The organism is Tatumella ptyseos ATCC 33301 (assembly GCF_000735525.1).
GTDB lineage: Bacteria > Pseudomonadota > Gammaproteobacteria > Enterobacterales > Enterobacteriaceae > Tatumella > Tatumella ptyseos.
The window spans coordinates 105,915-128,310 of record NZ_JMPR01000035.1; the positions used below are offsets into that span (position 1 = coordinate 105,915).

General features: G+C 51.7%; 22 protein-coding genes and 1 pseudogene. 10 read left to right on the forward strand and 13 right to left on the reverse strand.

The window, feature by feature from the left end:
- The first annotated feature begins 76 nt into the window (after positions 1-76).
- Entirely contained in the window at positions 77-274 is a 198-nt protein-coding gene (locus GTPT_RS10320) for a YciY family protein (protein WP_025903065.1), read from the forward strand.
- Positions 275-526: 252 nt separating this feature from the next.
- Here the strand turns inward: GTPT_RS10320 and GTPT_RS10325 are convergent, their stop codons facing one another.
- On the reverse strand, positions 527-823 hold the full coding sequence (locus GTPT_RS10325) for a YciI family protein (RefSeq protein WP_025903066.1): 297 nt from the start codon (positions 821-823) through the stop codon (positions 527-529).
- A 157-nt stretch (positions 824-980) separates the two neighbouring features.
- On the opposite strand from GTPT_RS10325, the gene GTPT_RS10330 reads away from it, so the two are divergent.
- Positions 981-1,763, forward strand: coding sequence for an energy transducer TonB (locus GTPT_RS10330; protein ID WP_025903067.1), 783 nt, complete (start codon positions 981-983; stop codon positions 1,761-1,763).
- 97 nt (positions 1,764-1,860) lie between these two features.
- On the opposite strand, the gene yciA is transcribed toward GTPT_RS10330, so the two are convergent.
- Genes yciA through GTPT_RS10345 form a run of 3 tightly spaced genes read right to left on the reverse strand, consistent with a single transcriptional unit; the run spans position 1,861 to position 3,640 of the window.
- Positions 1,861-2,280: an acyl-CoA thioester hydrolase YciA gene (gene yciA, locus GTPT_RS10335; RefSeq protein ID WP_025903068.1), complete on the reverse strand. Its 420-nt coding sequence runs from the start codon at positions 2,278-2,280 to the stop codon at positions 1,861-1,863.
- Positions 2,281-2,316: 36 nt separating this feature from the next.
- On the reverse strand, positions 2,317-2,853 hold the full coding sequence (locus GTPT_RS10340) for a septation protein A (RefSeq protein ID WP_025903069.1): 537 nt from the start codon (positions 2,851-2,853) through the stop codon (positions 2,317-2,319).
- Positions 2,854-2,905: 52 nt separating this feature from the next.
- Positions 2,906-3,640 (reverse strand): YciC family protein, encoded by a 735-nt coding sequence (locus tag GTPT_RS10345; protein ID WP_025903070.1) that lies wholly within the window; start codon positions 3,638-3,640, stop codon positions 2,906-2,908.
- A 369-nt stretch (positions 3,641-4,009) separates the two neighbouring features.
- Between GTPT_RS10345 and ompW the strand changes: the two genes are divergently transcribed.
- Positions 4,010-4,642, forward strand: a complete 633-nt coding sequence (gene ompW / locus GTPT_RS10350) for an outer membrane protein OmpW (RefSeq protein WP_025903071.1) — start codon at positions 4,010-4,012, stop codon at positions 4,640-4,642.
- A gap of 69 nt (positions 4,643-4,711) precedes the next feature.
- Here the strand turns inward: ompW and GTPT_RS10355 are convergent, their stop codons facing one another.
- The 6 genes and pseudogenes from GTPT_RS10355 to GTPT_RS10385 form a co-directional block, all read right to left on the reverse strand.
- Positions 4,712-5,026: a BON domain-containing protein gene (locus GTPT_RS10355; protein ID WP_025903072.1), complete on the reverse strand. Its 315-nt coding sequence runs from the start codon at positions 5,024-5,026 to the stop codon at positions 4,712-4,714.
- A gap of 122 nt (positions 5,027-5,148) precedes the next feature.
- On the reverse strand, positions 5,149-5,964 hold the full coding sequence (gene trpA, locus GTPT_RS10360) for a tryptophan synthase subunit alpha (RefSeq protein WP_025903073.1): 816 nt from the start codon (positions 5,962-5,964) through the stop codon (positions 5,149-5,151).
- Positions 5,964-7,154 (reverse strand): tryptophan synthase subunit beta, encoded by a 1,191-nt coding sequence (trpB, locus tag GTPT_RS10365; protein WP_029990345.1) that lies wholly within the window; start codon positions 7,152-7,154, stop codon positions 5,964-5,966. Before trpB ends, trpA begins: the two co-directional genes overlap by 1 nt.
- 39 nt (positions 7,155-7,193) lie before the next feature.
- Complete coding sequence (gene trpCF, locus GTPT_RS10370) at positions 7,194-8,555, reverse strand: bifunctional indole-3-glycerol-phosphate synthase TrpC/phosphoribosylanthranilate isomerase TrpF (RefSeq protein ID WP_029990346.1); 1,362 nt, start codon at positions 8,553-8,555, stop codon at positions 7,194-7,196.
- Between the two features lie 2 nt (positions 8,556-8,557).
- A pseudogene (trpD, locus tag GTPT_RS17835) lies at positions 8,558-10,148 on the reverse strand (bifunctional anthranilate synthase glutamate amidotransferase component TrpG/anthranilate phosphoribosyltransferase TrpD).
- Positions 10,148-11,710: an anthranilate synthase component 1 gene (locus tag GTPT_RS10385; RefSeq protein WP_029990349.1), complete on the reverse strand. Its 1,563-nt coding sequence runs from the start codon at positions 11,708-11,710 to the stop codon at positions 10,148-10,150. Before GTPT_RS10385 ends, trpD begins: the two are co-directional and overlap by 1 nt.
- A 278-nt stretch (positions 11,711-11,988) precedes the next feature.
- Between GTPT_RS10385 and rnm the strand changes: the two genes are divergently transcribed.
- The 3 genes from rnm to rluB all read left to right on the forward strand — a co-directional run bounded on the left by rnm (position 11,989) and on the right by rluB (position 14,611).
- Positions 11,989-12,888, forward strand: coding sequence for an RNase RNM (gene rnm, locus GTPT_RS10390; RefSeq protein WP_051170750.1), 900 nt, complete (start codon positions 11,989-11,991; stop codon positions 12,886-12,888).
- Complete coding sequence (locus GTPT_RS10395; RefSeq protein WP_025903078.1) at positions 12,885-13,505, forward strand: L-threonylcarbamoyladenylate synthase; 621 nt, start codon at positions 12,885-12,887, stop codon at positions 13,503-13,505. The genes rnm and GTPT_RS10395 overlap by 4 nt, the downstream gene beginning before the upstream one ends.
- Before the next feature lie 170 nt (positions 13,506-13,675).
- Positions 13,676-14,611: a 23S rRNA pseudouridine(2605) synthase RluB gene (rluB, locus tag GTPT_RS10400; RefSeq protein WP_025903079.1), complete on the forward strand. Its 936-nt coding sequence runs from the start codon at positions 13,676-13,678 to the stop codon at positions 14,609-14,611.
- A gap of 50 nt (positions 14,612-14,661) precedes the next feature.
- On the opposite strand, the gene GTPT_RS10405 is transcribed toward rluB, so the two are convergent.
- Positions 14,662-15,423, reverse strand: a complete 762-nt coding sequence (locus GTPT_RS10405) for a YciK family oxidoreductase (protein ID WP_029990351.1) — start codon at positions 15,421-15,423, stop codon at positions 14,662-14,664.
- 172 nt (positions 15,424-15,595) lie between these two features.
- Here GTPT_RS10405 and sohB point away from each other — a divergent pair, with 172 nt between their 5' ends.
- Positions 15,596-16,642 carry a protease SohB gene (gene sohB, locus GTPT_RS10410; protein ID WP_025903081.1) on the forward strand — a complete coding sequence of 349 codons (1,047 nt, stop codon included), beginning with the start codon at positions 15,596-15,598 and terminating at the stop codon, positions 16,640-16,642.
- A 51-nt stretch (positions 16,643-16,693) separates the two neighbouring features.
- On the opposite strand, the gene GTPT_RS10415 is transcribed toward sohB, so the two are convergent.
- Complete coding sequence (locus tag GTPT_RS10415) at positions 16,694-16,945, reverse strand: DUF2498 family protein (protein WP_025903082.1); 252 nt, start codon at positions 16,943-16,945, stop codon at positions 16,694-16,696.
- Between the two features lie 25 nt (positions 16,946-16,970).
- Between GTPT_RS10415 and GTPT_RS17530 the strand changes: the two genes are divergently transcribed.
- The 3 genes from GTPT_RS17530 to cysB all read left to right on the forward strand — a co-directional run bounded on the left by GTPT_RS17530 (position 16,971) and on the right by cysB (position 21,324).
- The gene (locus GTPT_RS17530; protein WP_025903083.1) at positions 16,971-17,315 is read left to right on the forward strand and encodes a hypothetical protein; all 345 of its coding nucleotides are present in this window, start codon (positions 16,971-16,973) and stop codon (positions 17,313-17,315) included.
- Positions 17,308-19,905, forward strand: coding sequence for a type I DNA topoisomerase (gene topA / locus GTPT_RS10420; RefSeq protein ID WP_025903084.1), 2,598 nt, complete (start codon positions 17,308-17,310; stop codon positions 19,903-19,905). Before GTPT_RS17530 ends, topA begins: the two co-directional genes overlap by 8 nt.
- 444 nt (positions 19,906-20,349) lie before the next feature.
- Entirely contained in the window at positions 20,350-21,324 is a 975-nt protein-coding gene (cysB, locus tag GTPT_RS10425; RefSeq protein WP_025903085.1) for an HTH-type transcriptional regulator CysB, read from the forward strand.
- Positions 21,325-21,764: 440 nt separating this feature from the next.
- On the opposite strand, the gene ribA is transcribed toward cysB, so the two are convergent.
- Complete coding sequence (ribA, locus tag GTPT_RS10430) at positions 21,765-22,367, reverse strand: GTP cyclohydrolase II (RefSeq protein ID WP_025903086.1); 603 nt, start codon at positions 22,365-22,367, stop codon at positions 21,765-21,767.
- Positions 22,368-22,396 lie beyond the last annotated feature (29 nt).

Genomic DNA, 22,396 nt, shown 5'->3' on the forward strand with positions numbered 1-22,396 from the left:
AACCTTTTCTAATCGGTCATTGGATCCCCGGGGCATTGGCGTATAATGCACCAATGACGCGGAAGAGGGTGGAACAATGAAAAAAAGCAGAAATGAAGTGGCCCGTTGGCGAATGGCCCGGCAGAAAAATCGCCGCAAGGTGCGCTGGCTGGAAGCGCAGTCACGCCGCTATACACGCATTATTGCTATCCGGCATCAGTTAGCCAAAAAGCAGCGAAGCTCCCTGCTGTTTATCCTTGCTAACCCGCCCGCAACTGTTAAACATTACTTCTGAGTTTTGCCGGAGGTTCAGTCCGTACTGGCAAACGGATGCACCGACTGATGGTGGAGTTATTGAAGGTGACGTACGGGACATGGACGATGCCAGGGGGAGCCGGGAGCTAAAACAATGTCATGGCATGGGTGTGCTGCTGATATAAGATTAAAAGATCGGGCAATAAATATTTCGTGTACCTCATAGTGTACCTTCTGTATTTTATTCCCGATGCTTTCATGCTAACCATTGGGTTTTTTAGCTTCGTCTTTTTCAGAACACCTGCTTAAAGGGTTTTACGGTAACGTTCTGGTAAACATTCGCCGCAACATAGGGGTCATCATTCGCCCAGGATTCCGCTTCTTCCAGTGAAGAGAACTCAGCGATCACCGTTGAACCCGTAAATCCGGCGGCCCCCGGGTCATTACTGTCAACCGCCGGCATTGGCCCGGCAATAATCAGTTTCCCCTCATCCCTCAGTAGCTGCAGACGCGCCAGATGCGCCGGTCTGACAGACAGCCTTTTTTCCAGTGAATCCGGGGTATCCTCTGCATAAATGACATATAACACGTTGATAATCTCTCAGGGCAACTGTTTGTAACCTTAACGGTAAGCTAACTCTGCAATCAGTGCAAATAAAATGACAGGGGGAGGACGGGCATTACTTATTGAAACTGATTGCTATTTGCATTTAGAATGGGGGCTTTCAAGAACTGACGCGATGGCTATGAGTACTTTGACCGAAGATTTTCCTAAACGTTTGCCGCTGTCTATGCTGGTTTCTGTCGCTCTTCATGGCGCGGTGATTGCAGGGCTCTTATTTGCGTCATTTCATCAGACTATGAATGTGCCGCCCGCACAAGCGGTAATAGATGTCTCTATGGTTGCCCCTGAAGTGCAACCTGAAGCGGCCAAATCACAGCCTCAGCCTGAACATCAGCCGGAAAAGCCGGTAGAGCCTGCAGAGGTCCCCCCGCAGCCCGCGCCGGAACCTCCGGTCGACAAGCCTGTACCGATAGAAAAGCCCAGGCCAGTGGTTAAACCCAAACCGGTGGTCAGAAAACCGCATGAAGTGAAGAAGCCGATCGTCAAACCTCACCATGAGGTGAAACCTGTCCGTGAGCCGGTGAAAGAGGCTAAACCGACACCGTCTGCCGTGCAGAATGATAATAACGCATTACAGACAAAAGCACAGACAGCCCCTGAAACGTCGAAATCGAATCAACACAGTATTTCTGACGGTAAGCCTCAGCCGCAGAACATTACGCTACCGGCTTATCCGGCCCGTGCTCTGGCTTTCCATCTCGAAGGACGGGTACAGGTACAATTTGATGTGGATAATGACGGCAGGGTCGTTAACGCACGCATTATCGATTCTCAGCCGAAGATGATGTTTGATCGCGAGGTGAGAATAGCAATGACGCGCTGGCGTTATAAAAGCGGCAGTCCCGGTACCGGCCTGAAGATGACGATTGTATTTAAGCTTGATGGCAGTTCATCCGTGGAATAATCGGAACAGAGCCTTATTACCGCAGAAAAAACGCCTGATAATTTCATCAGGCGTTTTGTTTGGCGGGGGTTGCCAGGTCAAAGCCTGGCAAAAAGCGCTAAGGAAACTGCTTATTGGCAATCATTTCATTCAGAGGACGTGACTTACCGTTTTCATCCACTGCGACATAGATAAAGACTGCCTCTGTGGTACAGTAACTTTTACCGATTGGCTCTGAAGAAACTTTTTTTACCCAGACTTCGACATTGATGGTAATCGAGCTGTTTCCTGTGCGGATACAATGGGCATGACAACTCACCACATCGCCGATAGCGACAGGCTTCATAAACGTCATCCCGTCAACGCGTACGGTCACCACCCGGCCATTAGCGATCTCTTTCGCCAGTATAGCCCCGCCCATGTCCATCTGCGACATCAGCCAGCCCCCGAAAATATCGCCGTTAGGATTGGTATCTGAGGGCATTGCCAGGGTGCGTAATACCATTTCACCGCGGGGCTGTCTAAGTGTTTCGGTCATACTTTTCTCTTTTATTCTTCGGTCTGTAAGGCCCGGTTATTTCTCTTCACGAGGCAGGTGACGCCAGATATACAATCCGCTGAACAGCGTAAATAATAGTGTCAGTGCGGTCAGGCCGAAGACTTTGAAATTCACCCAAAGCGATTCCGGCAGCCAGAAAGCCACATAAATATTGATCAGGCCACAGATAAAGAAAAACAGAGCCCAGGCAATATTTAACCGGCGCCAGACCGCTGACGGTAACACCAGTTCTTTACCCAGCATCGACTGAATAAGTGGTGTTTCCATCCACCACTGACTGAACAGCAGTGCGGCAGCAAAGAGGGTGTAGATAACGGTGACTTTCCATTTGATAAAGTCATCATTATGGAAAATCAGCGTCAGCGACCCGAAAACGGTGACCAGAACGAACGTAATAATGGTCATTTTTTCCAGTTTACGATACACCACCCAGCTGACAACCAGCGCGATAGCTGTTGCCGCAATGAGCGCACCGGAAGCAACGAAAATGTTATAGAGCTTATAAAAGACAAAAAAGACCACAAGGGGCAGAAAGTCGAGTAATTGTTTCATAGCAGGTCCGGTAATACGGCTTACCAGGTAAGCCGGAAATTAAAAACAGACGTTATCGTAAGAGCATATACGCACGGTAAAGATAGATAACCAATGCGGCCGATAATAAATTGCCTAACGCGGTAATAATTAAGGAAGAGAAGGCAACAGGTAAACTGGTCATCGAAGAGAAGAGAATAATCAGGATAACTTTCGCCAGTAGCCAGCAGATCACCGCCGGTGCCAGTACTTTAAAATTCTTCCAGGCGAGGGGCACACTCTGTTTCATGCTGCCGATAAGACCGGCCTGTTTCTGACTCAGTAGCACCGGGGAGAAGGAGAAAAGGATCGTTAACAGGATCCCCGGCACCAGCAGTACCATAAACCCGAGCTGGACAATCAGGGTCACCAGAAACGTCTGGATCAGCAATGCAGGCAGAAAACCCAGCGATCCGCCGATAGCCGTCAGGGCACTCAGTTGCTTTCCTGCAGAAACCGCCGGCAGCAGGATCAGCATACCTCCCAGTAACAGCGTGTTGCCAATCAATGCCGCAAGAGTGCTAACGGCAGAGCTATGCAGTAATATTTTTTGTTGTTCGGGTGACATCCCCTGCAACAGGCTGATCAGTGACCCGGTACTGTCACTGTTCTGAGCCAGTACAGATAACTCATCGGGGCCCGGAGCAAAAACAGTGCTCAGGATCACAGTGACAAACGCACTGACCAATGAAATCAGAACGATTGTTTTTAACTGGTGGCGCAAAAAATTTGCGGTATCACGGTATAACGAGCTGGCCGTGAGAGACATGAACACTCCTTTGGAAAACAAATGGATTAACCGTCTGATTGTACATGTTTAGCTTCCTTTCCGGCACCCCGACTTACATAACTTTCGGATCTAATCATTACAGAGAATGCTCTGACATTCCTCCGGTGCGTATCTGTGCCTCACAACGCCATTTACTTTCGCGGACAGTTTTTATGAAAAAAAGGTCATTAATAAATTCCGGAAAAATTGATCTAAATCAAGGCTATGTTTTTTAAGGTTTTTTTTGTGAAGTAAACGAATGATTTTCTCGATAAATCACGTTAAATATAGGAACCATAAAGGGAAGTTGAAACATTGTTCATCTTTATAAAACTAAAAAAGCAAAGCGCGTACCTAAGAGGAGTGGCTATGAAACTGGCAAAAATTGGCTTACTGATGGCAGCATTATTACCCGCCGTGGCATCAGCGCATCAGGCCGGAGATTTCTTTATCAGAGCAGGCAGTGCAACCGTCCGTCCGACCGGGGGTTCTGATAATGTTTTAGGGATGGGTGGCTTTGATGTCAGTAACAATACACAGCTGGGTCTGACATTTACTTATATGGCGACCGATCATATCGGTGTGGAATTACTGGCAGCGACACCTTTCCGTCATAAAGTCGCTCTCGGACCGACCGGTACCCTGGCAACCGTTCACCAGCTCCCGCCAACACTGATGGCACAGTACTACTTCCTGGATAACAGCTCTAAATTTCAGCCTTATGCGGGTGTTGGTGTGAACTATACCGCATTCTTCAATAACAAATTTAATGATACCGGTCGTGACAGTGGTCTGACGGATCTGAGTCTGAAGAATTCATGGGGTGTAGCAGGGCAGGTCGGTATGGATTATCAGCTTAACCAGCACTGGATGCTGAATGCCTCACTGTGGTACATGAATATCGATACTAAAGTCCGGTTCAAAGCGGCTGGTGAGCAACAAAGCATTAATACTAACATCAATCCGTGGGTATTCTTCCTGGGTGCAGGTTACACCTTCTGATAACTCCCTGTGGAACCCGGAAAATAAAAAAGGCCGTCAGACGGCCTTTTTTGATGGCAGCGGGTTCCGCTACTTAATCTGCATATTATTCACAACGGAGACTACGCCCGGTATTCTGCGTGCAACATCGACTGCACGGCTGGCTACCTGAGGCGAGGACACAAAACCGCTCAGTTGTACGCGGCCTTTGAATGTTTCAACATTAATCTCAGTTGATTTCAGCTCCTTAGTATCCAGCAGCTGAGCTTTAACTTTCGTAGTTATTACCGTGTCATCAATGTAGCCACCGGTACCTTCTTTCGTTGGTGTTGGCGCACAGGCTGCAAGTGATAATGCAACCACGGATGCCATAACAGCGCTGGCTAAAACCTTAACAAACTTCATTTAATGCCTCCCTGTATCATGGTTATGATCAACCGGAAATCTTCCGGCATAAGTAAGTTTAACCGCATTCCCGGGAACTACCAATTTTAAACGTAAAAGGCACCGGAGTGCCTTTTACGCTCTCAGGAGACGTTCTGTCGGGTGGCCGCTTTCAGTGACGCAGCAAACCCGGTCAGCTTATCCAGCATGACCGACGGCTCGTGCTGGTGGGTTTCGATGATTTTTACCACCGCCGACCCCGAAATAGCCCCGGCAGCCCCGGCCTGCAAGACCTCACGGACCTGTCCGGCTTTGGAAATACCGAATCCCTGGATAGGCGGAGCCGCATGATATTCCTTCAGTTTCACGATCAGATGCTCTAAAGGCGCTGATCTGCTGTTCTCGGCGCCAGTCACCCCGGCGCGTGAAAGCAGATAGGTATAGCCGCGCCCGTGGGAAGCAATCTCGCGGAGTAAATCATCACTGGCATTTGGCGGGCAGATAAAAATAGGCGCGATCTCATGGCGCATTGCTGCCTGACGGAAGGGCTGAGATTCTTCAACCGGCACATCGGCAACCAGAACAGAATCCACCCCGGCGTCCCGGCAACGGGAATAGAAGGCATCGATACCCGGGCGGAAGATCAGGTTTGCATAAATCAGTAAACCGATAGGCAGGTCAGGATACTTGCTGCGAACCCGGGTGATGATATCGAAACATTTTTCGGTATTCATCCCCGCATTCAGGGCGCGCAGGTTAGCGGCCTGGATGGTCGGACCGTCCGCCAGCGGATCAGAAAACGGAAAGCCCAGCTCCAGAGCATCCGCACCTCCCGCCACCAGGGCGTCAATAATGTCCAGAGAAGACTCAAAGGAAGGGTCACCCAGGGTGACAAAAGGGACAAAAGCACCTTCACCTTTCGCGGAAAGTTGCTTAAAAAGTTCAGAATAACGTTCCATCAGAATTCTCCACGCTGCTTCAGGATGTCATGCACGGTAAAAATATCTTTGTCGCCACGTCCTGAGAGGTTAACGACCAGCAATTGCTCTTTTTCCGGATTATCTCTGGCCATTTTCAGAGCATGAGCAAGGGCGTGTGAAGATTCCAGGGCCGGAATAATCCCTTCATGGCGGGATAACTCTTTAAATGCGTCAATGGCTTCATCATCGGTGACAGACACGTAATCCGCACGGCCAATACTGTTCAGCCAGGCGTGTTGCGGACCGACTGACGGGAAGTCCAGCCCGGCGGAGATGGAGTAAGATTCCTCAATCTGGCCATCTTCGGTCTGCATCATCGGGGCTTTCATCCCGAAGTAAATCCCGGTTTTACCGTATTTCAGGGGGGCACCGTGCTGGCCTGACTCTATTCCGAGACCGGCGGGTTCAACACCAATCAGACCGACGGACGTTTCATCAATAAAATCGGCAAACATCCCAATCGCGTTAGAACCGCCACCGACACAGGCAATCACCGCATCCGGCAGACGTCCTTCGTGCTCCAGGATCTGCTGCCGGGTTTCTTCTCCAATCATCCGCTGAAATTCGCGCACGATCGTCGGGTAAGGATGCGGGCCGGCGGCCGTCCCCAGCATATAGTGAGCCGTCTCGTAACTGCCTGACCAGTCACGTAAGGCTTCATTACAGGCGTCTTTTAGGGTGGCTGACCCGCTATGCACCGGGATCACTTCTGCACCCATCAAACGCATACGGAAAACGTTAGGTGACTGACGTTCAACGTCTTTAGCGCCCATATAAATACGGCATTTCATGCCCAGCAGGGCACAGGCCAGTGCTGAGGCGACACCATGCTGTCCCGCGCCGGTTTCAGCGATAATTTCGTTCTTCCCCATCCGTTTTGCCAGCAGTGCCTGACCGAGTACCTGGTTAGTTTTATGAGCTCCGCCGTGCAAGAGATCTTCGCGTTTCAGGTAAAGGCGGGTACGTGTGCCCCGGGTCAGATTACGGCACAGCGTAAGTGCGGTCGGACGGCCGGCATAATTCTTCAGTAATCCGGTGAATTCGGCCTGAAACTCAGGGTCGCGCTGGGCACTGACAAACGCTTCTTCAAGCTGGCTGAGCGCCGGCATCAGGATCTGCGGAACATACATTCCGCCAAATTCGCCAAAATAAGGGTTCAGTAACGTCATAACTCAATTTCCTGTGTCGTCAGAATGACGAATCTTAATTTAGTAAGCCCGTAATTGTTGGAATACGTCTGCCAGTTTGTCTGCATCTTTGATGCCCGGGGCCTGTTCAACGCCTGAATTAATATCCAGGCCGGCACAGCCGGTATCCGCGGCCGCAGCACAGTTCTCAGGGGTGATCCCCCCGGCCAGCATGACATTGTGCAGCTCCTGGCCTTTCAGTAATGACCAGTCGAAGCACTGACCGCTGCCGCCTTTGCCATGATCAAACAGATAACGGTCCACATAGGGCAGGTCGCGTGCCGGTAAATGATCACTGATGCTGAATGCTTTCCAGATGGCGACGTTGTCCGGCAGCAACCGGCGCAGGCGGGCTATCATGTCGGCATCTTCCTCTCCGTGCAGTTGCACCGCACTCAGGGACAGACGGCGGGCGATACCGGCGATGTGTTCCGGTGTATCATTACGGAAAACACCCACGAATTTCAGCGGCGCAGCCCGGGTGAGTTCTGCGGCCTGTTGTTCGGTAACCTGGCGCGGTGAACCGGCGGCAAAAATGAATCCGCCGTAAACGGCACCGTGCGTATAGGCTGCTTTGACATCTTCAGGCCGTGTCAGGCCACAGACCTTATTATCGCCGGTCAGGACGCGACGCACCGCCATGCCCAGATCATCTTCAGACATCAGGGATGATCCGATCAAAAAGCCCCCCGCATAATGCTGTAATTCACGGATTTGAGCATAGTCGTAGATACCGGACTCACTGATGACGATAGCGTCTTCAGGTAACTGCGGGGCGAGCTGACGGGTTTTTTCCAGGTCAATTGACAGGTCGCGCAGGTCACGGTTATTGATCCCGGCCACACGGGGTTTCAGTACCCGCGCGCGTTCGAGTTCTTCCTGATTACTGACTTCGGTCAGGACCCCCATATTCAGGGAGTGAGCGACCTCAGCCAGCTCACGGTATTGCTGGTCATCCAGTACCGATAGCATCAGTAATATGGCATCTGCCTGATAATGGCGAGCCAGGTAGATCTGGTAGGGATCAATAATAAAATCTTTGCACAATACCGGCTGGGTGGTCGCCTGACTCACGATAGGCAGGAAATCAAAGCTGCCCTGGAAATATTTTTCATCAGTCAGCACCGATACCGCGGACGCATATTCGCGGTAGACCCCGGCGATAGTGGCCGGGTCAAAATCCTCACGGATCAACCCTTTTGATGGCGATGCTTTTTTACATTCCAGAATAAAGGCGCTTTTTTCACGCTGCAGAGCCTGATAAAAATTGCGGGAAGAAGGTGCCAGAGCATCCCTGAACGTTTCCAGGGGCTGTTTTTGCTTACGTTCGGCAACCCAGATGGCTTTATCGGCAACAATTTTCTCTAAAACGGTACCCTTCATGGTTATCCTCTTGCAGCCAGTGCGGTGACACAGTCATAAGCCCGTCCGCTACGGAGGGTTGCAATGGCCTGTTCAGCATTGTGGCGTAAATCTTCATGACCAAACAGTTTCATCAGCATGGCGACATTGATAGCAATGGCATGTTCATGCGCTGTCTGCCCTTTACCCTGCAGCAGTTGACGCAAAATGTCACGGTTTTCTCCGGGCGTTCCGCCGGCCAGGGAATCCTGCGAATGGAAATCCAGACCAAAATCCGGCGGACTGACCTCATAGCGGGTGATTTCCCCGTCGCGCAATTCGGCCACCAGAGTGCTGCTGTGGACTGCAATTTCATCCATTCCTCCGCCATGAACCACGGCAGCGCGGTGATACCCTAACATCCGCAGGGTTTCAGCCACCGGTTGCAGTAACTGCGGGCTGTAAACGCCGATCAGTGCCAGCGGAGGGCGGGCCGGGTTAATTAACGGCCCGAGCACATTAAACAATGTGCGTGTCTGCAGTTGTTTACGCACAGGCATCGCATACCGGAAGCCGCTGTGGTACTGCGGGGCAAACAGGAAGCAGAGGTTATCTTCATCCAGGGCCTGACGGGCGGTTTCCGGGGGCATGTCCAGGTTGATGCCAAAGGCCGCCAGTAAATCGGAAGAGCCAGACTTACTGGAGACACTGCGGTTTCCATGTTTGGCAACTTTCAGGCCACAGGCCGCAGCAACAAACGCACTGGCGGTGGAAATATTAATACTGTTGCTGCCGTCGCCGCCGGTACCCACAATGTCAGCGAAGGGGTAATCAGGGCGCGGAAAGTTCCGCGCGTTGGCCAGCAGGGCGGTTGCGGCCCCGGCAATCTCCGGGGGAGTTTCCCCGCGGACTTTCATGGCTATCAGAGCGGCCCCCAGTGAGACCGGGTCCATTTCTCCGGTGACGATAGCAGAGAATAGCTGTTCACTCTCTGCCTGGCTGATGATTTTGCCCTGATAGAGTTGTTCCAGAATTTGTTGCATATCCTTGTCCTTAATCGCTAAGCGCCCATACCAGGGTTTGTTCCAGAAGCTTTGCTCCCTGCGTGGTCAGAATTGACTCAGGGTGGAACTGGAAGCCGCAGACTTTGTCCTTATCATGACGAACGGCCATGACCATTCCGTTAAAGGTCGCGTTAACCGTGACGTCTGCCGGGATGCTACTGCCGACCAGCGAGTGGTAACGGGCAACCGGTAAAGGATTCGGTAAGCCACTGAACATATGTTGTCCGTCATGGCTGATGGCAGAGGCTTTACCATGCAGGATCTCCCCGGCCTGACCCACCACGCCGCCGTAACTTTCGACGATCGCCTGATGGCCAAGACAGATACCGATAATCGGAACCTTGCCGCGCATGGCTTTCAGCAGGGCGGGCATGCTGCCGGCATCCGCAGGGGCGCCAGGCCCCGGGGATAACATCAGTACCGGGTTTTCCATAGTGCGCAGGCGTTCTGTCAGCGTTTCCACCGGCAGGTTATTACGGTAAACCATGACCCGGTGGCCGAACGTGCGCAACTGGTCGACCAGGTTGTAGGTAAAGGAATCAAAGTTATCCAGCAGTAAAATATCAGCCATCAGAAAATCTCCTTACATTGATGGGCTGTTGCGATGGCTCGTAGCACCGCACGCGCTTTATTACGACTTTCGTCTGCTTCTGCCTGAGGTATGGAATCCAGCACGACACCGCCCCCGGCCTGGACGGTTGCAATACCGTCTTCCACATAAGCAGAACGGATCACAATGCAGGTATCAAAATCTCCGGTTCCGGTGAAGTAACCTACAGCCCCGCCGTAGGAACCCCGGCGTGTGCCTTCTGACTCAGCAATAAGCTGCATCGCACGGACTTTCGGAGCTCCGCTCAGGGTACCCATGTTCATCACCGCGCGGTATGCATGCAGTACATCAAGATCTTCACGGAGCTTGCCGATGACGCGGGAGACCAGATGCATCACAAATGTATAGCGGTCGACTTTGGTCAGATCGGCGACATGCCGGCTGCCCGGCACGCAGATGCGCGCAAGATCATTACGCGCCAGGTCAACCAGCATCAGATGCTCTGCCAGTTCTTTATGATCGGTACGCATTTCCAGTTCAATACGGCTGTCCAGGTCACGGTCCAGTTCACCGGCCGCATTACGTCCGCGCGGACGGGTACCGGCGATCGGGTAAATCTCTATCTGCCGCGTGGTGGCGGAATATTTCAGTGAGCTTTCCGGGGATGCGCCAAACAGCGTGAAATCCTGATCCTGCATAAAAAACATATAAGGACTTGGGTTGCTGTTTTTCAGGGTCTCATACGCGGCCAGGGGGGACGGGCAGGGCAGAGAAAAACGGCGGGAAGGCACGACCTGGAAAATTTCGCCGATGCGGATGGCATGCTGCAGTTTAGTGACAACGTCACAATAAACCTCATCGCTCTGATTACAGCTCAGGGACATTTGCTCCACTTTCTGAGCTACCGGCGTGGCCGAAGGTTGTAACATTTGCTGATGCAACTGGTGGACGCGTTGTTGCAGACGTTCAAATTCGCTCACCGACGGGGTAAAGACACTGGCCTGCACCCGCGAGGTGCGTGACTGGTGATCAATGACCAGTAAGGTTTCGGCCAGGTAAAAACAATAGTCCGGGCAACGCTGTTCATTGGTCAGTTCCGGCAGAGTTTCAAACCCGGCGACCAGGTCATAAGCAAATAACCCGCCCAGCATTACCGCTTCGCGTTGTTTCGGGTCACTGTGGATCAGTGTCGGGATCAGCCGCAGAGCATCCATTACGGATACTGATTTCAGGCGGGAGTCTTCGTCCTGTAACGGGTCAATCGGCGGAAAGATCAGTTCCCGGCCATCGGGCCTGACGCAGATTTCCACGTCCTGAGGCAGAGCAGCATCCAGCAGGGGAAGCAGGCTGGCCCCGTTTTCAGACAAGGCCTGTACGGTCACGGTACGACCGAATGCAGTGATCCGTAAAGCACTGTCAGTGATCAGCAAGCTTTGCAGATTATTTTTACTGTCGACATCGGCAGATTCCAGCAACAGAGTTGCCGGACGTGCACCGCAGAGCTGGTTGAAAAGTGCTGCCGGGTCATCACGGTACGGGGCATCACCGGTAATCAGTTTTAAATCGGGTTTTGCTGTAGCCATTGTTGTTTCTCTGAATTCTATCCAAAAAAAAGCCCGCGATGAGCGGGCCCTGAAATCTGCACTGTGTTGACTGCCGGGTGCACGAAAACATCGCCCTGTTATGGGAGAGTCATACGCCACCAGCGGAGAGAGTGAATTGCCGTCATACACATGAGAAGTATCCTTATCTGAACTTGCGTACTAGTTAACTAGTTCACTGTCGTATTGTCAATACATCTTTTGCAGTTATTGCTAAAATCACGGGTATCCGCCCGGACAACCGATAGCATGGAGTAAATTTGACAGACAGAACGGCGTTTAATTTGTATGACCTGCATAGCCACACAACAGCTTCCGATGGCCTGTTAACCCCGGAGGCGCTGGTGCTGCGTGCCCATGAGCGGGGCGTTAATATTCTGGCGATCACGGACCATGACACCACGGAGGGGATTGCACCGGCGAAAGAGGCCATCGCCCGTCATGGGTTGCCTCTGGCGCTGATCACCGGGGTTGAGATCTCGACCCGCTGGCAGAACCATGAAATTCATATCGTTGGCCTGGGGATGGATATTGACCATCCGGCTATCTGTGCGTTGCTGGACAGTCAGCGACAAAAACGTCAACAGCGTGCACAGGAAATAGCCGAACGGCTGGAGAAGGCCGGTATTCCCGGAGCGCTGGAGGGCGCACGCAGACTTGCCGGCGAGGGTGAAATCACCCGTGGTCATTTTGCCCGCTTTCTGGTGGAGTGCAATAAAGCCGATACCATTGCCAAAGTTTTTAAAAGTTATCTGGCGCGCGGTAAAACCGGATACGTCCCTGCACAATGGTGTACAATTGAACAGGCTATTGAAGCCATTCAGCTTTCCGGTGGCAGGGCGGTGGTGGCCCACCCCGGACGTTACCAGTTATCCACGAAATGGCTGAAACGTTTGCTGCAATTTTTTGCTGAGGCTGGCGGTGATGCGATGGAGGTGGCGCAATGTCAGCAGCCCCCGAACGAACGCCAGCAACTCGCCCTGTATGCACAGGAATACGGACTCGCCGCCTCCCAGGGCTCTGATTTTCATCAGCCCTGTGCGTGGATAGAACTGGGCAGAAACCTCTGGTTACCTGCCGGTGTTGAAGCCCTTTGGCTGCGTTTTCCGCACATTCAAAATAACGCACCGGTTAAATCCGGTGCCGGGAGTGAAGTATGAGTCAGTTTTTTTATATCCATCCGGAAAACCCGCAACCCCGGCTGATAAGCCAGGCGGTGGACTATCTGAATAAGGGCGGCGTGATCGTCTACCCGACGGATTCCGGTTATGCACTGGGATGTCGCCTGGAAGATAAATCCGCGATGGAGCGTATTTGCCGGTTACGTCAGCTGGATGGGAACCATCATTTCACACTGATGTGCCGTGACTTGTCTGAGTTATCGGTTTACGCCCAGGTCGATAACAGTGCATTCCGTCTGATCAAAAATAATACCCCCGGGTGCTATACCTTTTTACTGAAAGCTACCAAAGAAGTGCCGCGCCGCTTAATGAACGAAAAGCGGAAGACCATCGGTCTGCGGGTGACAGCCCATCCGGTGGCTCAGGCTCTGCTTGAAGCGCTGAATGAACCGCTGATGTCGACCACACTGATGTTACCTGGCAATGAGTTTGCAGAGTCGGACCCGGAAGACATTCAGGACAGTATCGGTAAGCAGGTCGATCTCATCCTGAACGGAGGCACTATTGGTCAGCAACCCACCACCGTAGTCGATCTCACCGGTCCTGCGCCGGAAGTGATCCGTGTCGGCAGCGGTGATCCGGCCCCGTTCAGTTAAGAGCCGTGCGGGGGCAACCCATGCCCGCGCCACAGGTACGGCCCGATAAATAACGTTACATTAGGGCCGCCATCCTGTATAATGGCAGTGGTTTTTTACGTAAGTATTTGATTTTTAAATTAAATACACCCTAACCCTGAGGCCTGGGAAGGCGACAGTGAGGCTGCTCAATGAGCGAAAAGTTACAAAAAGTTTTAGCACGTGCCGGGCACGGTTCCCGACGTGAAATCGAATCTGTTATCTCCGCAGGTCGGGTCAGTGTTGATGGTAAAGTTGCCACACTGGGTGACCGCGTTGATACGAATACCGCGCTTAAAATTCGTATTGACGGGCACCTTGTCCGGGTGGCTGAAAGCGCGTCTCAGGTATGCCGTGTTCTGGCGTACTACAAACCGGAAGGTGAGCTCTGTACCCGCAATGATCCTGAAGGTCGCCCGACGGTGTTTGATCGTCTGCCACGACTGAACGGTGCCCGCTGGATAGCGGTCGGTCGTCTTGATGTGAATACCTGCGGTCTGTTGCTGTTCACCACTGACGGTGAACTGGCGAACCGGCTGATGCACCCGAGCCGTGAAGTTGAACGCGAATACGCCGTGCGTGTTTTTGGCCAGATTGATGATGATAAAATCCGTCAGTTAAGCTTAGGCGTACAACTTGAAGATGGTCCTGCGGCCTTTAAAACCCTGAAGTTCGGGGGCGGTGAAGGGCTTAACCAGTGGTATAACGTTACCCTGACAGAAGGTCGTAACCGTGAAGTCCGCCGGTTATGGGAAGCCGTGGGTGTCCAGGTTAGTCGCCTGATCCGTGTCCGTTATGGCGATATTCCTCTGCCGAAAGGATTACCCCGCGGTGGTTACACAGAGATGGACCTGACCTCAGTGAACTATCTTCGCCAGCTGGTGGGAATGCCTGATGAGACTGAAACGAAGCTTGCGGTGGAGAAGGATCGTCGTCGTACCAAAGCGAACCAAATCCGTCGAGCCGTGAAACGACATACTCAGGTCAGTAGTAATGGCAATGGGCGTCGTTCCACCCAGGGACGTCCGGGTTCGGGCCGTCCGGGGTCAGCAAAGCCGGTTTCTAAACGTAATAAAGGACAGGGCTGATTTTTCAGCGTTAGTCAGACTAAGACCCCGCGACTGCGGGGTTTTTTTATCTATTCCGCCGGGCCGGCTTTTCTGCCGGGCTGAGCATCAAAACTGATACCTGTTTTCCCCAGGCTTTCATCACTCATCAGATACAGGTAGACCGGCATAATATCGGCCGGGGTTTTCAGGCGCGCAGCATCCTCTTCAGGAAAAGCGCTGGCACGCATCGAGGTACGTGTCCCCCCCGGGTTGATACAGTTGACCCGCAACGCAGTCTCCTTATATTCGGCTGCCAGTACCTGCATCATCCCTTCGGTGGCAAATTTGGAAACGGCATAGGTTCCCCATCCGGCCCGTCCTTCACGGCCGACACTCGATGTGGTAAAGACCAGCGACGGTGCGGGTGCCGTAAGCAATTGAGGCAGCAGGGCCTGGGTCAGGAAAAACGTCGTATCCAGGTTCACTTTCATGACCTGTGACCACTCTGCCGGCGGAATGTCCGCCATCGGCTGAAGGGTGCCGAGGATGCTGGCATTATGCAGAACACCGTCTAATTGCGGGGTGAGTGCGGCAACTTCCGCGGCAAATTGCCGGCAGTCTTCCGGGGTTGCGGTCGCAAAATCCAGTACCAGTACCGGCGCAGGTGTCAGTCCCGCGGCGGCAATATCGTCACGGACCTGATTGAGCTTTTGGCGGTTTCTGCCAGCCAGCAGTACCCTGGCCCCCTGACGGGCGAACGTCAGGGCCGCTTCGCGACCTATGCCGTCTGAGGCACCGGTGACCAGAAGGGTACGATTTTTCAACACGTTGGTTTGTTGCTGAGCATTCACAGGCGGGTCCTTTGTTTTTAAAATTTCATGCAGTTATGCCGAAAATTATCCTATGGTACACTAAGATAACATGCTGTTAATTTCCAGCTTAGCGGCCGGTTTCTGCGCCCCTCAGTGCGTCAGGCCGGTCAGGAAAACATGCGTTTAACCGAAATTGACTAAGGTGGACTGAGTGAGTTTTATTGCAGAATATGGATTATTTTTAGCGAAAATTGTCACTGTTGTCGTTGCTATTATTGCGCTGGCAGTGGCCATTGTGAGCCTGTCTTCCCGTAAAAAAGGGGGACAAGGCCAGCTTCAGTTAGGGCACCCGGGGGAGGATTACCAGACCCTGAAACAGACTCTGGCGGTCGCGAAACTGCCGGAGCATGAACAAAAACTGTTCCTGAAAGCGGAAAAAAAACAGCGCAAAGAAAAAGCTAAAGCCGATAAGGCGAAGGCCAAACAGGGGCTTAGTGAAGAGAGTAAAAACACCCTGTTCCTGCTGGATTTTAAAGGCAGCATGGATGCGGGGGAAGTAGCCTCATTGCGTAAAGAAATTTCTGCTGTATTGTCGGTGGCTTCTGCCGGAGATGAAGTGTTGTTACGTCTGGAAAGTCCGGGCGGAGTCGTGCATGGCTATGGCCTGGCGGCATCACAGTTGCAACGCCTTCGTGATCACAATATTCCCCTGACGGCTGTGGTCGACAAGGTGGCCGCCAGCGGCGGTTATATGATGGCCTGTGTCGCGTCACGGATCATTGCGGCGCCGTTTGCTATTATCGGCTCTATCGGGGTCGTTGCACAGGTGCCTAACTTCAACCGGTTGCTGAAACGCAATGACATTGATATTGAGCTCCACACGGCCGGACAATATAAACGCACTCTGACGCTGCTGGGTGAGAATACGGAAGAAGGGCGCGAGAAATTCCGTGAAGACCTGAACGAAACGCATCAGTTGTTTAAATCGTTTGTTCATCAGATGCGCCCGGGGCTGGATATTGATTCAGTAGCCACCGGTGAACACTGGTATGGTCGTCAGGCGCTGGAAAATGGCCTGGTGGATGAAATCGCCACCAGTGATGAAGTGATTATCCGCCAGATGGATAAGTTTACTATCCTGTCGGTCAGCTACAGTAAAAAGAAAAGCATCATTGAGCGTTTCACTCAGAGCGGTGCGCAGGTCGCTGAACGTATGCTCCAGAAATGGTGGCAACGTGGTGAAAAACCGCTACTTTAAAGGGTAGTCAGTGGCTCTGATACCGAAAAATGACCCCGGGATTTCCCGGGGTCATTGTTTCAGACGGTAGCGTGATGATAAGTTCAGCGTCAGAAACTTAAACACGTTAAACACTGCGGTGGTCTGACGTGTCGGTAAGCCCTGTGCATCGGTGAACAGTGGGCCGCTGAACATCAGGAGTCCGTTCTTTTCATCTACGCCTGTCACCTGCATTGCCGAAAAGTAGTCATCATGGCCGGTCATTGATTGATTAGCGATGTTGAGCAGCGCTGTTTTATCTATATATTCAGGGTGTTCAGACATTGTTTTCCTCACTTGAGATAAAGTCATGGCAAAGAGTGTGGGTATTGTAAGCGGTTTGACCGGGCACCACAAAAATTTTGCTGGTGCAGACGGGCGGAAATTTGTCAGGATGCTAATAAAGTTGCGTCTCAAATTTTATCAGGTAGAGTGTGGACGATTTGCGAATCAGGGAGCCCGCTTCACGACCGGCCGGGGAACTAAAGTAAAAGATTATTTTAATCATACTGTTATTTCCGGGCTATTATCAGTTATCAATGGATCATGGCGTGAACTGCGGGAGTCAGCAGCAAGTAGCGTTGTTGCAAATCAGGGGAGTTCTCCTCTCCCGTTCTTCAGGACGTTTTTATTAGGTAAAGTTATCTATGGGTAAAGCACTCGTTATTGTTGAGTCACCGGCAAAGGCTAAAACTATTAATAAATACCTTGGCAGTGGCTTTGTCGTTAAGTCCAGCGTAGGTCATATTCGGGACCTGCCGACCAGCGGGTCTCTGGCTAAGAAGACGGCAGAAGCCGGTAAAGCCAAAACAGCAAAGTCAGGAAAAAAAGACGAGAAGGCCGCTCTGGTGAACCGCATGGGTGTCGATCCATGGCACAACTGGGAAGCCAACTACCAGATTTTACCGGGTAAAGAAAAAGTCGTTTCTGAATTACAAACCCTGGCAGCGGATGCTGACCATATTTATCTCGCAACGGATTTGGACCGCGAAGGAGAGGCGATTGCCTGGCACCTGCGTGAGGTCATCGGTGGAGACGATTCGCGCTTCAGCCGCGTTGTGTTTAACGAGATCACTAAGAATGCGATCCGTCAGGCCTTTGAAGAGCCGGGTGAACTGAATATCGATCGTGTTAATGCCCAGCAGGCACGTCGCTTTATGGACCGTGTGGTCGGCTACATGGTGTCGCCTCTGTTGTGGAAAAAAGTTGCGCGCGGTTTATCCGCCGGTCGCGTTCAGTCAGTTGCTGTGCGGCTGGTGGTAGAGCGTGAGCGTGAAATCAAAGCCTTTGTCCCGGAAGAATATTGGGAAGTTGATGCCCGGCTGAATACCCCGCAGGGGACCGAGCTGCTGATGCGTGTATCGCATCATCACGACAAAGCCTTCCGCCCGGTCAATAAAGAGACGACCCGGGCCGCTGTCGCTGAACTGGAAAAAGCGACGTATCAGGTCACGGAGCGGGAAGATAAACCCACCAGCAGTAAGCCTGGCGCACCTTTTATTACTTCAACGTTGCAACAGGCGGCGAGTACCCGTCTGGGCTACGGTGTAAAGAAAACCATGATGCTGGCGCAGCGACTCTATGAGAGCGGCCACATCACGTATATGCGTACGGATTCCACCAACCTGAGCCAGGACGCGATTGAAATGGCCCGGGGGTATATTGACGGTAATTTCGGTAATAACTACCTGCCGGAAAAGGCCAATATTTATACCAATAAAGATAATTCTCAGGAAGCGCACGAAGCTATCCGTCCGTCTGACGTCAATGTGCTTGCCGAACAACTGAAAGACATGGAAGCAGACGCGCAGAAGTTATATCAGCTGATCTGGCGTCAGTTCGTCGCCTGTCAGATGGTTCCGGCGAAATATGACTCCACCACTCTGACCGTGATGGCGGGGGATTATCGTCTGAAAGCGAAAGGACGTACGTTGCGCTTTGATGGCTGGACGCGTGTCATGCCGGCATTACGCAAAAACGATGATGATCTGACGCTGCCGGCCATTGAGGTAGGTGATGCACCTGCGCTGCTGGAAGTGCTGCCTGCACAGCATTTTACTAAGCCTCCGGCCCGTTTCAGTGAAGCTTCGCTGGTACGTGAGCTTGAAAAACGGGGCATTGGCCGTCCTTCGACCTATGCCTCTATCATCTCTACCATCCAGGACCGTGGCTATGTCCGGGTCGAAAGCCGTCGTTTCTATGCAGAAAAGATGGGTGAAATTGTTACCGATCGTCTGGAAGCTAATTTCCGCGAATTGATGAATTATGATTTCACCGCACGTATGGAAGATAACCTCGATCAGGTAGCGAATGATCAGGCCGAATGGCGTGCGGTGCTGGATCATTTCTTCACGGACTTCAGTGATCAATTGCAGAAAGCAGATAAGGATCCTGAAGAAGGAGGCATGCAACCGAACCAGATGGTGCTGACCTCTATCGAATGTCCGACCTGTCAGCGGCATATGGGTATTCGTACCGCCACCACCGGGGTTTTCCTGGGCTGTTCCGGGTATGCGCTGCCGCCGAAAGAGCGCTGTAAGCAGACCATTAACCTGATCCCTGAAAATGAAGTTCTTAATATTCTGGAAGGGGACGATGCGGAAACTAACGCTTTGCGTGCGCGTCCGCGCTGCCAAAAATGCGGTACCGCTATGGACAGCTACCTGATCGATGAAAAGCGCAAACTGCATGTCTGTGGTAATAACCCTTCCTGTGACGGGTATGAAATCGAAGAGGGTGAATTCCGTATTAAAGGCTATGACGGCCCGGTGGTGGAATGCGAAAAATGTGGCAGCGAAATGCACCTGAAAATGGGACGTTTCGGTAAATACATGGCCTGTACCAACGACGAGTGTAAGAATACCCGTAAAATCCTTCGTAACGGCGATGTTGCTCCGCCGAAAGAAGACCCGGTACCTTTACCTGAACTTGCCTGCGAAAAGTCTGACGCCTATTTTGTGCTGCGTGACGGGGCTGCCGGTATTTTCCTGGCTGCGAATACCTTCCCTAAATCCCGCGAGACACGAGCTCCGCTGGTGGAAGAGTTGCAACGGTTCAGCGACCGTTTGCCGGAGAAGTTTATTTATCTGACTCAGGCACCGGCCGTTGATCCCCAGGGGAATAAAACGCTGGTCCGGTTTAGTCGTAAGACCAAACAGCAATATGTTTCTTCGGAAAAAGACGGTAAAGCGACCGGCTGGTCGATGTTCTTTATTGACGGGCAGTGGCAGGAAGTTAAAAAGTAGCGTTTTCTGTGATTCGTCCTGACCCGGGTTGATATTCATCAGCCCGATAACGCCCGGTGAACTTTACCGGGCGTTTTTTATTATTCCTGATGCTTCGCTCCCTCCGGAAGTCGGGAAGCCGGTAAAACAATGATGGCGATAAGCTGTCTTGTGATAATTGCGGTCAGGTATTACCCGAACTGCGTACTGGCAAAACACCGTCCCTGACAGCCAGCCGCCGCCTTATGGAAAAACGACCACACCGCAGCCTTTTTCAGACTCTTACTGATGCAATCGCTGTACATTGATTACCGGATATAGCTATTTGTTCTGTTAATTATAAATTAATGCTATAGTGGTTATAGTAAACAGCAATGTATGCTCTGTTAATAAATATAAATTAATCAGATAACTTTTTTGCAGGAATGCAGGCAATAAGTACCTTTTGTCCCGAAAAGGTGGGCTATGAAATTACAGCAATTACGCTATATCGTCGAAGTCGTTAACCATAACCTGAATGTTTCCTCTACTGCGGAAGGGCTTTATACGTCACAGCCCGGGATCAGTAAACAGGTTCGAATGCTGGAAGATGAACTCGGTGTTCAAATCTTTTCACGCAGTGGTAAGCACCTGACTCAGGTAACTCCGGCCGGCGATGAAATCATTCGTATTGCACGTGAAGTATTATCTAAAGTTGAAGCAATAAAATCGGTCGCCGGTGAGCATACCTGGCCTGATCAGGGTTCTCTGTATGTCGCGACAACGCACACCCAGGCACGCTATGCGCTTCCTCCGGTGATTAAAGGCTTTATTCAGCGTTATCCCCGGGTATCCTTGCATATGCATCAGGGGTCACCGACGCAGATAGCGGAAGCGGTATCAAAAGGGAATGCTGACTTTGCTATCGCCACTGAAGCATTGCACCTCTATGATGATTTAGTGATGTTGCCCTGTTATCACTGGAACCGTGCTATCGTCGTCCCGCCAGGACATCCGCTGACCGAAAAAGCCCGGGTAACTATTAATGACCTGGCAGAATATCCGCTGGTGACTTATACCTTCGGTTTTACCGGCCGCTCAGAACTGGACTCCGCGTTTAATCAAGCCGGGCTGACACCAAAAATTGTCTTTACCGCCACCGATGCGGATGTTATTAAGACCTATGTCCGGCTGGGATTGGGGATCGGTGTGATTGCCAGTATGGCCATTGACCCGGTGACGGAAACCGATTTGGTGAAGATTGATGTGTCTGATATCTTCACTTACAGCACCACTAAAATAGGCTTCAGAAGCAGCAGTTTCCTCAGAACCTATATGTATGACTTTATTCAGCGATTCGCTCCCCATCTGACCCGTGACGTGGTGGATGCGGCAATCGCGTTGCGTTCGAATGAAGATATTGAAGCGATGTTTAAAGATATCCGTTTACCGGTTAAATAACCTGACCGTGGCCCCGGCCCGATAGTGTTACTATTAACGTTGATCTTGAGTATGCCGGTTATGGATGGCCGGCGACGGAATATATCGGCCAGTGGTTGTATGACTCGCTGATGTATTTCGCCAGGCAAACAGGGATGTATTATGCATTTTTCTTTTCGTACCCGCGTTAAAGGGTATCAGGCGCCAGAAAACTTCCGCAGGACTTCTCTTTGTCGTTACCGTTGCAGGATATGGGGCACGGCGGTCGCACTGTGTCTTATGTTCTGGTCCGGGGTCATTTACCTTCTTATGCAATGTCTGACATAGACGTTTTAGCACCGTCTTTTCCTGGTGACTGATGTGACCGTTATCCCGCTGAGCACGATAAGACGGCGTTACCTGAGATAACAGGCGGGGCTCAGTACGCTCTGCAATTGCCCCGGCGGAGTTAATTGCAGGCCTTAGTCATCATTATGAGGATGAAGCAGGTGTCCCATTTTTAAGGCCTTGGTGTCCAGATAGCCGGTGTTTTTAGGGTTTCTTCCCACTTCCAGCGGAACCCGCTCGGTAATGTTGATGCCCGCGTCGGTCAGTACGCTGACCTTGCGTGGATTATTAGTCAGCAAGCGTACGGCATGAACGTCCAGCAAACTGAACATATCAGCACACAGAGTAAAATCACGCTCATCGGCGGCAAAACCGAGTTTGAGGTTGGCCTCAACCGTATCCAGCCCCTGATCCTGCAGCGCGTAAGCACGGATCTTGTTCAGTAAACCGATATTTCTGCCTTCCTGACGGTGATACAACAACACGCCCCGGCCTTCGGTGGCGATAGCATTGAGTGCTGCTTCAAGCTGAAAACCACAGTCGCAACGTAAGCTGAATAGTGCATCCCCGGTCAGGCATTCAGAGTGAACTCTGGCAAGGACGGGCGTATCACCACTGATATCACCGTAGACCAGTGCGACGTGGTCTTTACCTGTTTTTATCTCTTCAAACCCCACCATCAGGAAATCTCCCCAGGGTGTAGGTAGTGTGGCCTGGGCCACCCGCTTAAGTTGCATGTAAACTCCGTTACTATAAAACTGTATTA

Bases quoted from the DNA above. Each gene is read 5' to 3' on its own strand.
- GTPT_RS10320 (WP_025903065.1), top strand. From the start codon at position 77: ATGAAAAAAAGCAGAAATGAAGTGGCCCGTTGGCGAATGGCCCGGCAG.
- GTPT_RS10330 (WP_025903067.1), top strand. From the start codon at position 981: ATGAGTACTTTGACCGAAGATTTTCCTAAACGTTTGCCGCTGTCTATG.
- yciA (WP_025903068.1), bottom strand. From the start codon at position 2,280: ATGACCGAAACACTTAGACAGCCCCGCGGTGAAATGGTATTACGCACC.
- GTPT_RS10340 (WP_025903069.1), bottom strand. From the start codon at position 2,853: ATGAAACAATTACTCGACTTTCTGCCCCTTGTGGTCTTTTTTGTCTTT.
- GTPT_RS10345 (WP_025903070.1), bottom strand. From the start codon at position 3,640: ATGTCTCTCACGGCCAGCTCGTTATACCGTGATACCGCAAATTTTTTG.
- ompW (WP_025903071.1), top strand. From the start codon at position 4,010: ATGAAACTGGCAAAAATTGGCTTACTGATGGCAGCATTATTACCCGCC.
- GTPT_RS10355 (WP_025903072.1), bottom strand. From the start codon at position 5,026: ATGAAGTTTGTTAAGGTTTTAGCCAGCGCTGTTATGGCATCCGTGGTT.
- trpA (WP_025903073.1), bottom strand. From the start codon at position 5,964: ATGGAACGTTATTCTGAACTTTTTAAGCAACTTTCCGCGAAAGGTGAA.
- trpB (WP_029990345.1), bottom strand. From the start codon at position 7,154: ATGACGTTACTGAACCCTTATTTTGGCGAATTTGGCGGAATGTATGTT.
- trpCF (WP_029990346.1), bottom strand. From the start codon at position 8,555: ATGAAGGGTACCGTTTTAGAGAAAATTGTTGCCGATAAAGCCATCTGG.
- GTPT_RS10385 (WP_029990349.1), bottom strand. From the start codon at position 11,710: ATGGCTACAGCAAAACCCGATTTAAAACTGATTACCGGTGATGCCCCG.
- GTPT_RS10395 (WP_025903078.1), top strand. From the start codon at position 12,885: ATGAGTCAGTTTTTTTATATCCATCCGGAAAACCCGCAACCCCGGCTG.
- rluB (WP_025903079.1), top strand. From the start codon at position 13,676: ATGAGCGAAAAGTTACAAAAAGTTTTAGCACGTGCCGGGCACGGTTCC.
- GTPT_RS10415 (WP_025903082.1), bottom strand. From the start codon at position 16,945: ATGTCTGAACACCCTGAATATATAGATAAAACAGCGCTGCTCAACATC.
- GTPT_RS17530 (WP_025903083.1), top strand. From the start codon at position 16,971: ATGGCAAAGAGTGTGGGTATTGTAAGCGGTTTGACCGGGCACCACAAA.
- topA (WP_025903084.1), top strand. From the start codon at position 17,308: ATGGGTAAAGCACTCGTTATTGTTGAGTCACCGGCAAAGGCTAAAACT.
- cysB (WP_025903085.1), top strand. From the start codon at position 20,350: ATGAAATTACAGCAATTACGCTATATCGTCGAAGTCGTTAACCATAAC.
- ribA (WP_025903086.1), bottom strand. From the start codon at position 22,367: ATGCAACTTAAGCGGGTGGCCCAGGCCACACTACCTACACCCTGGGGA.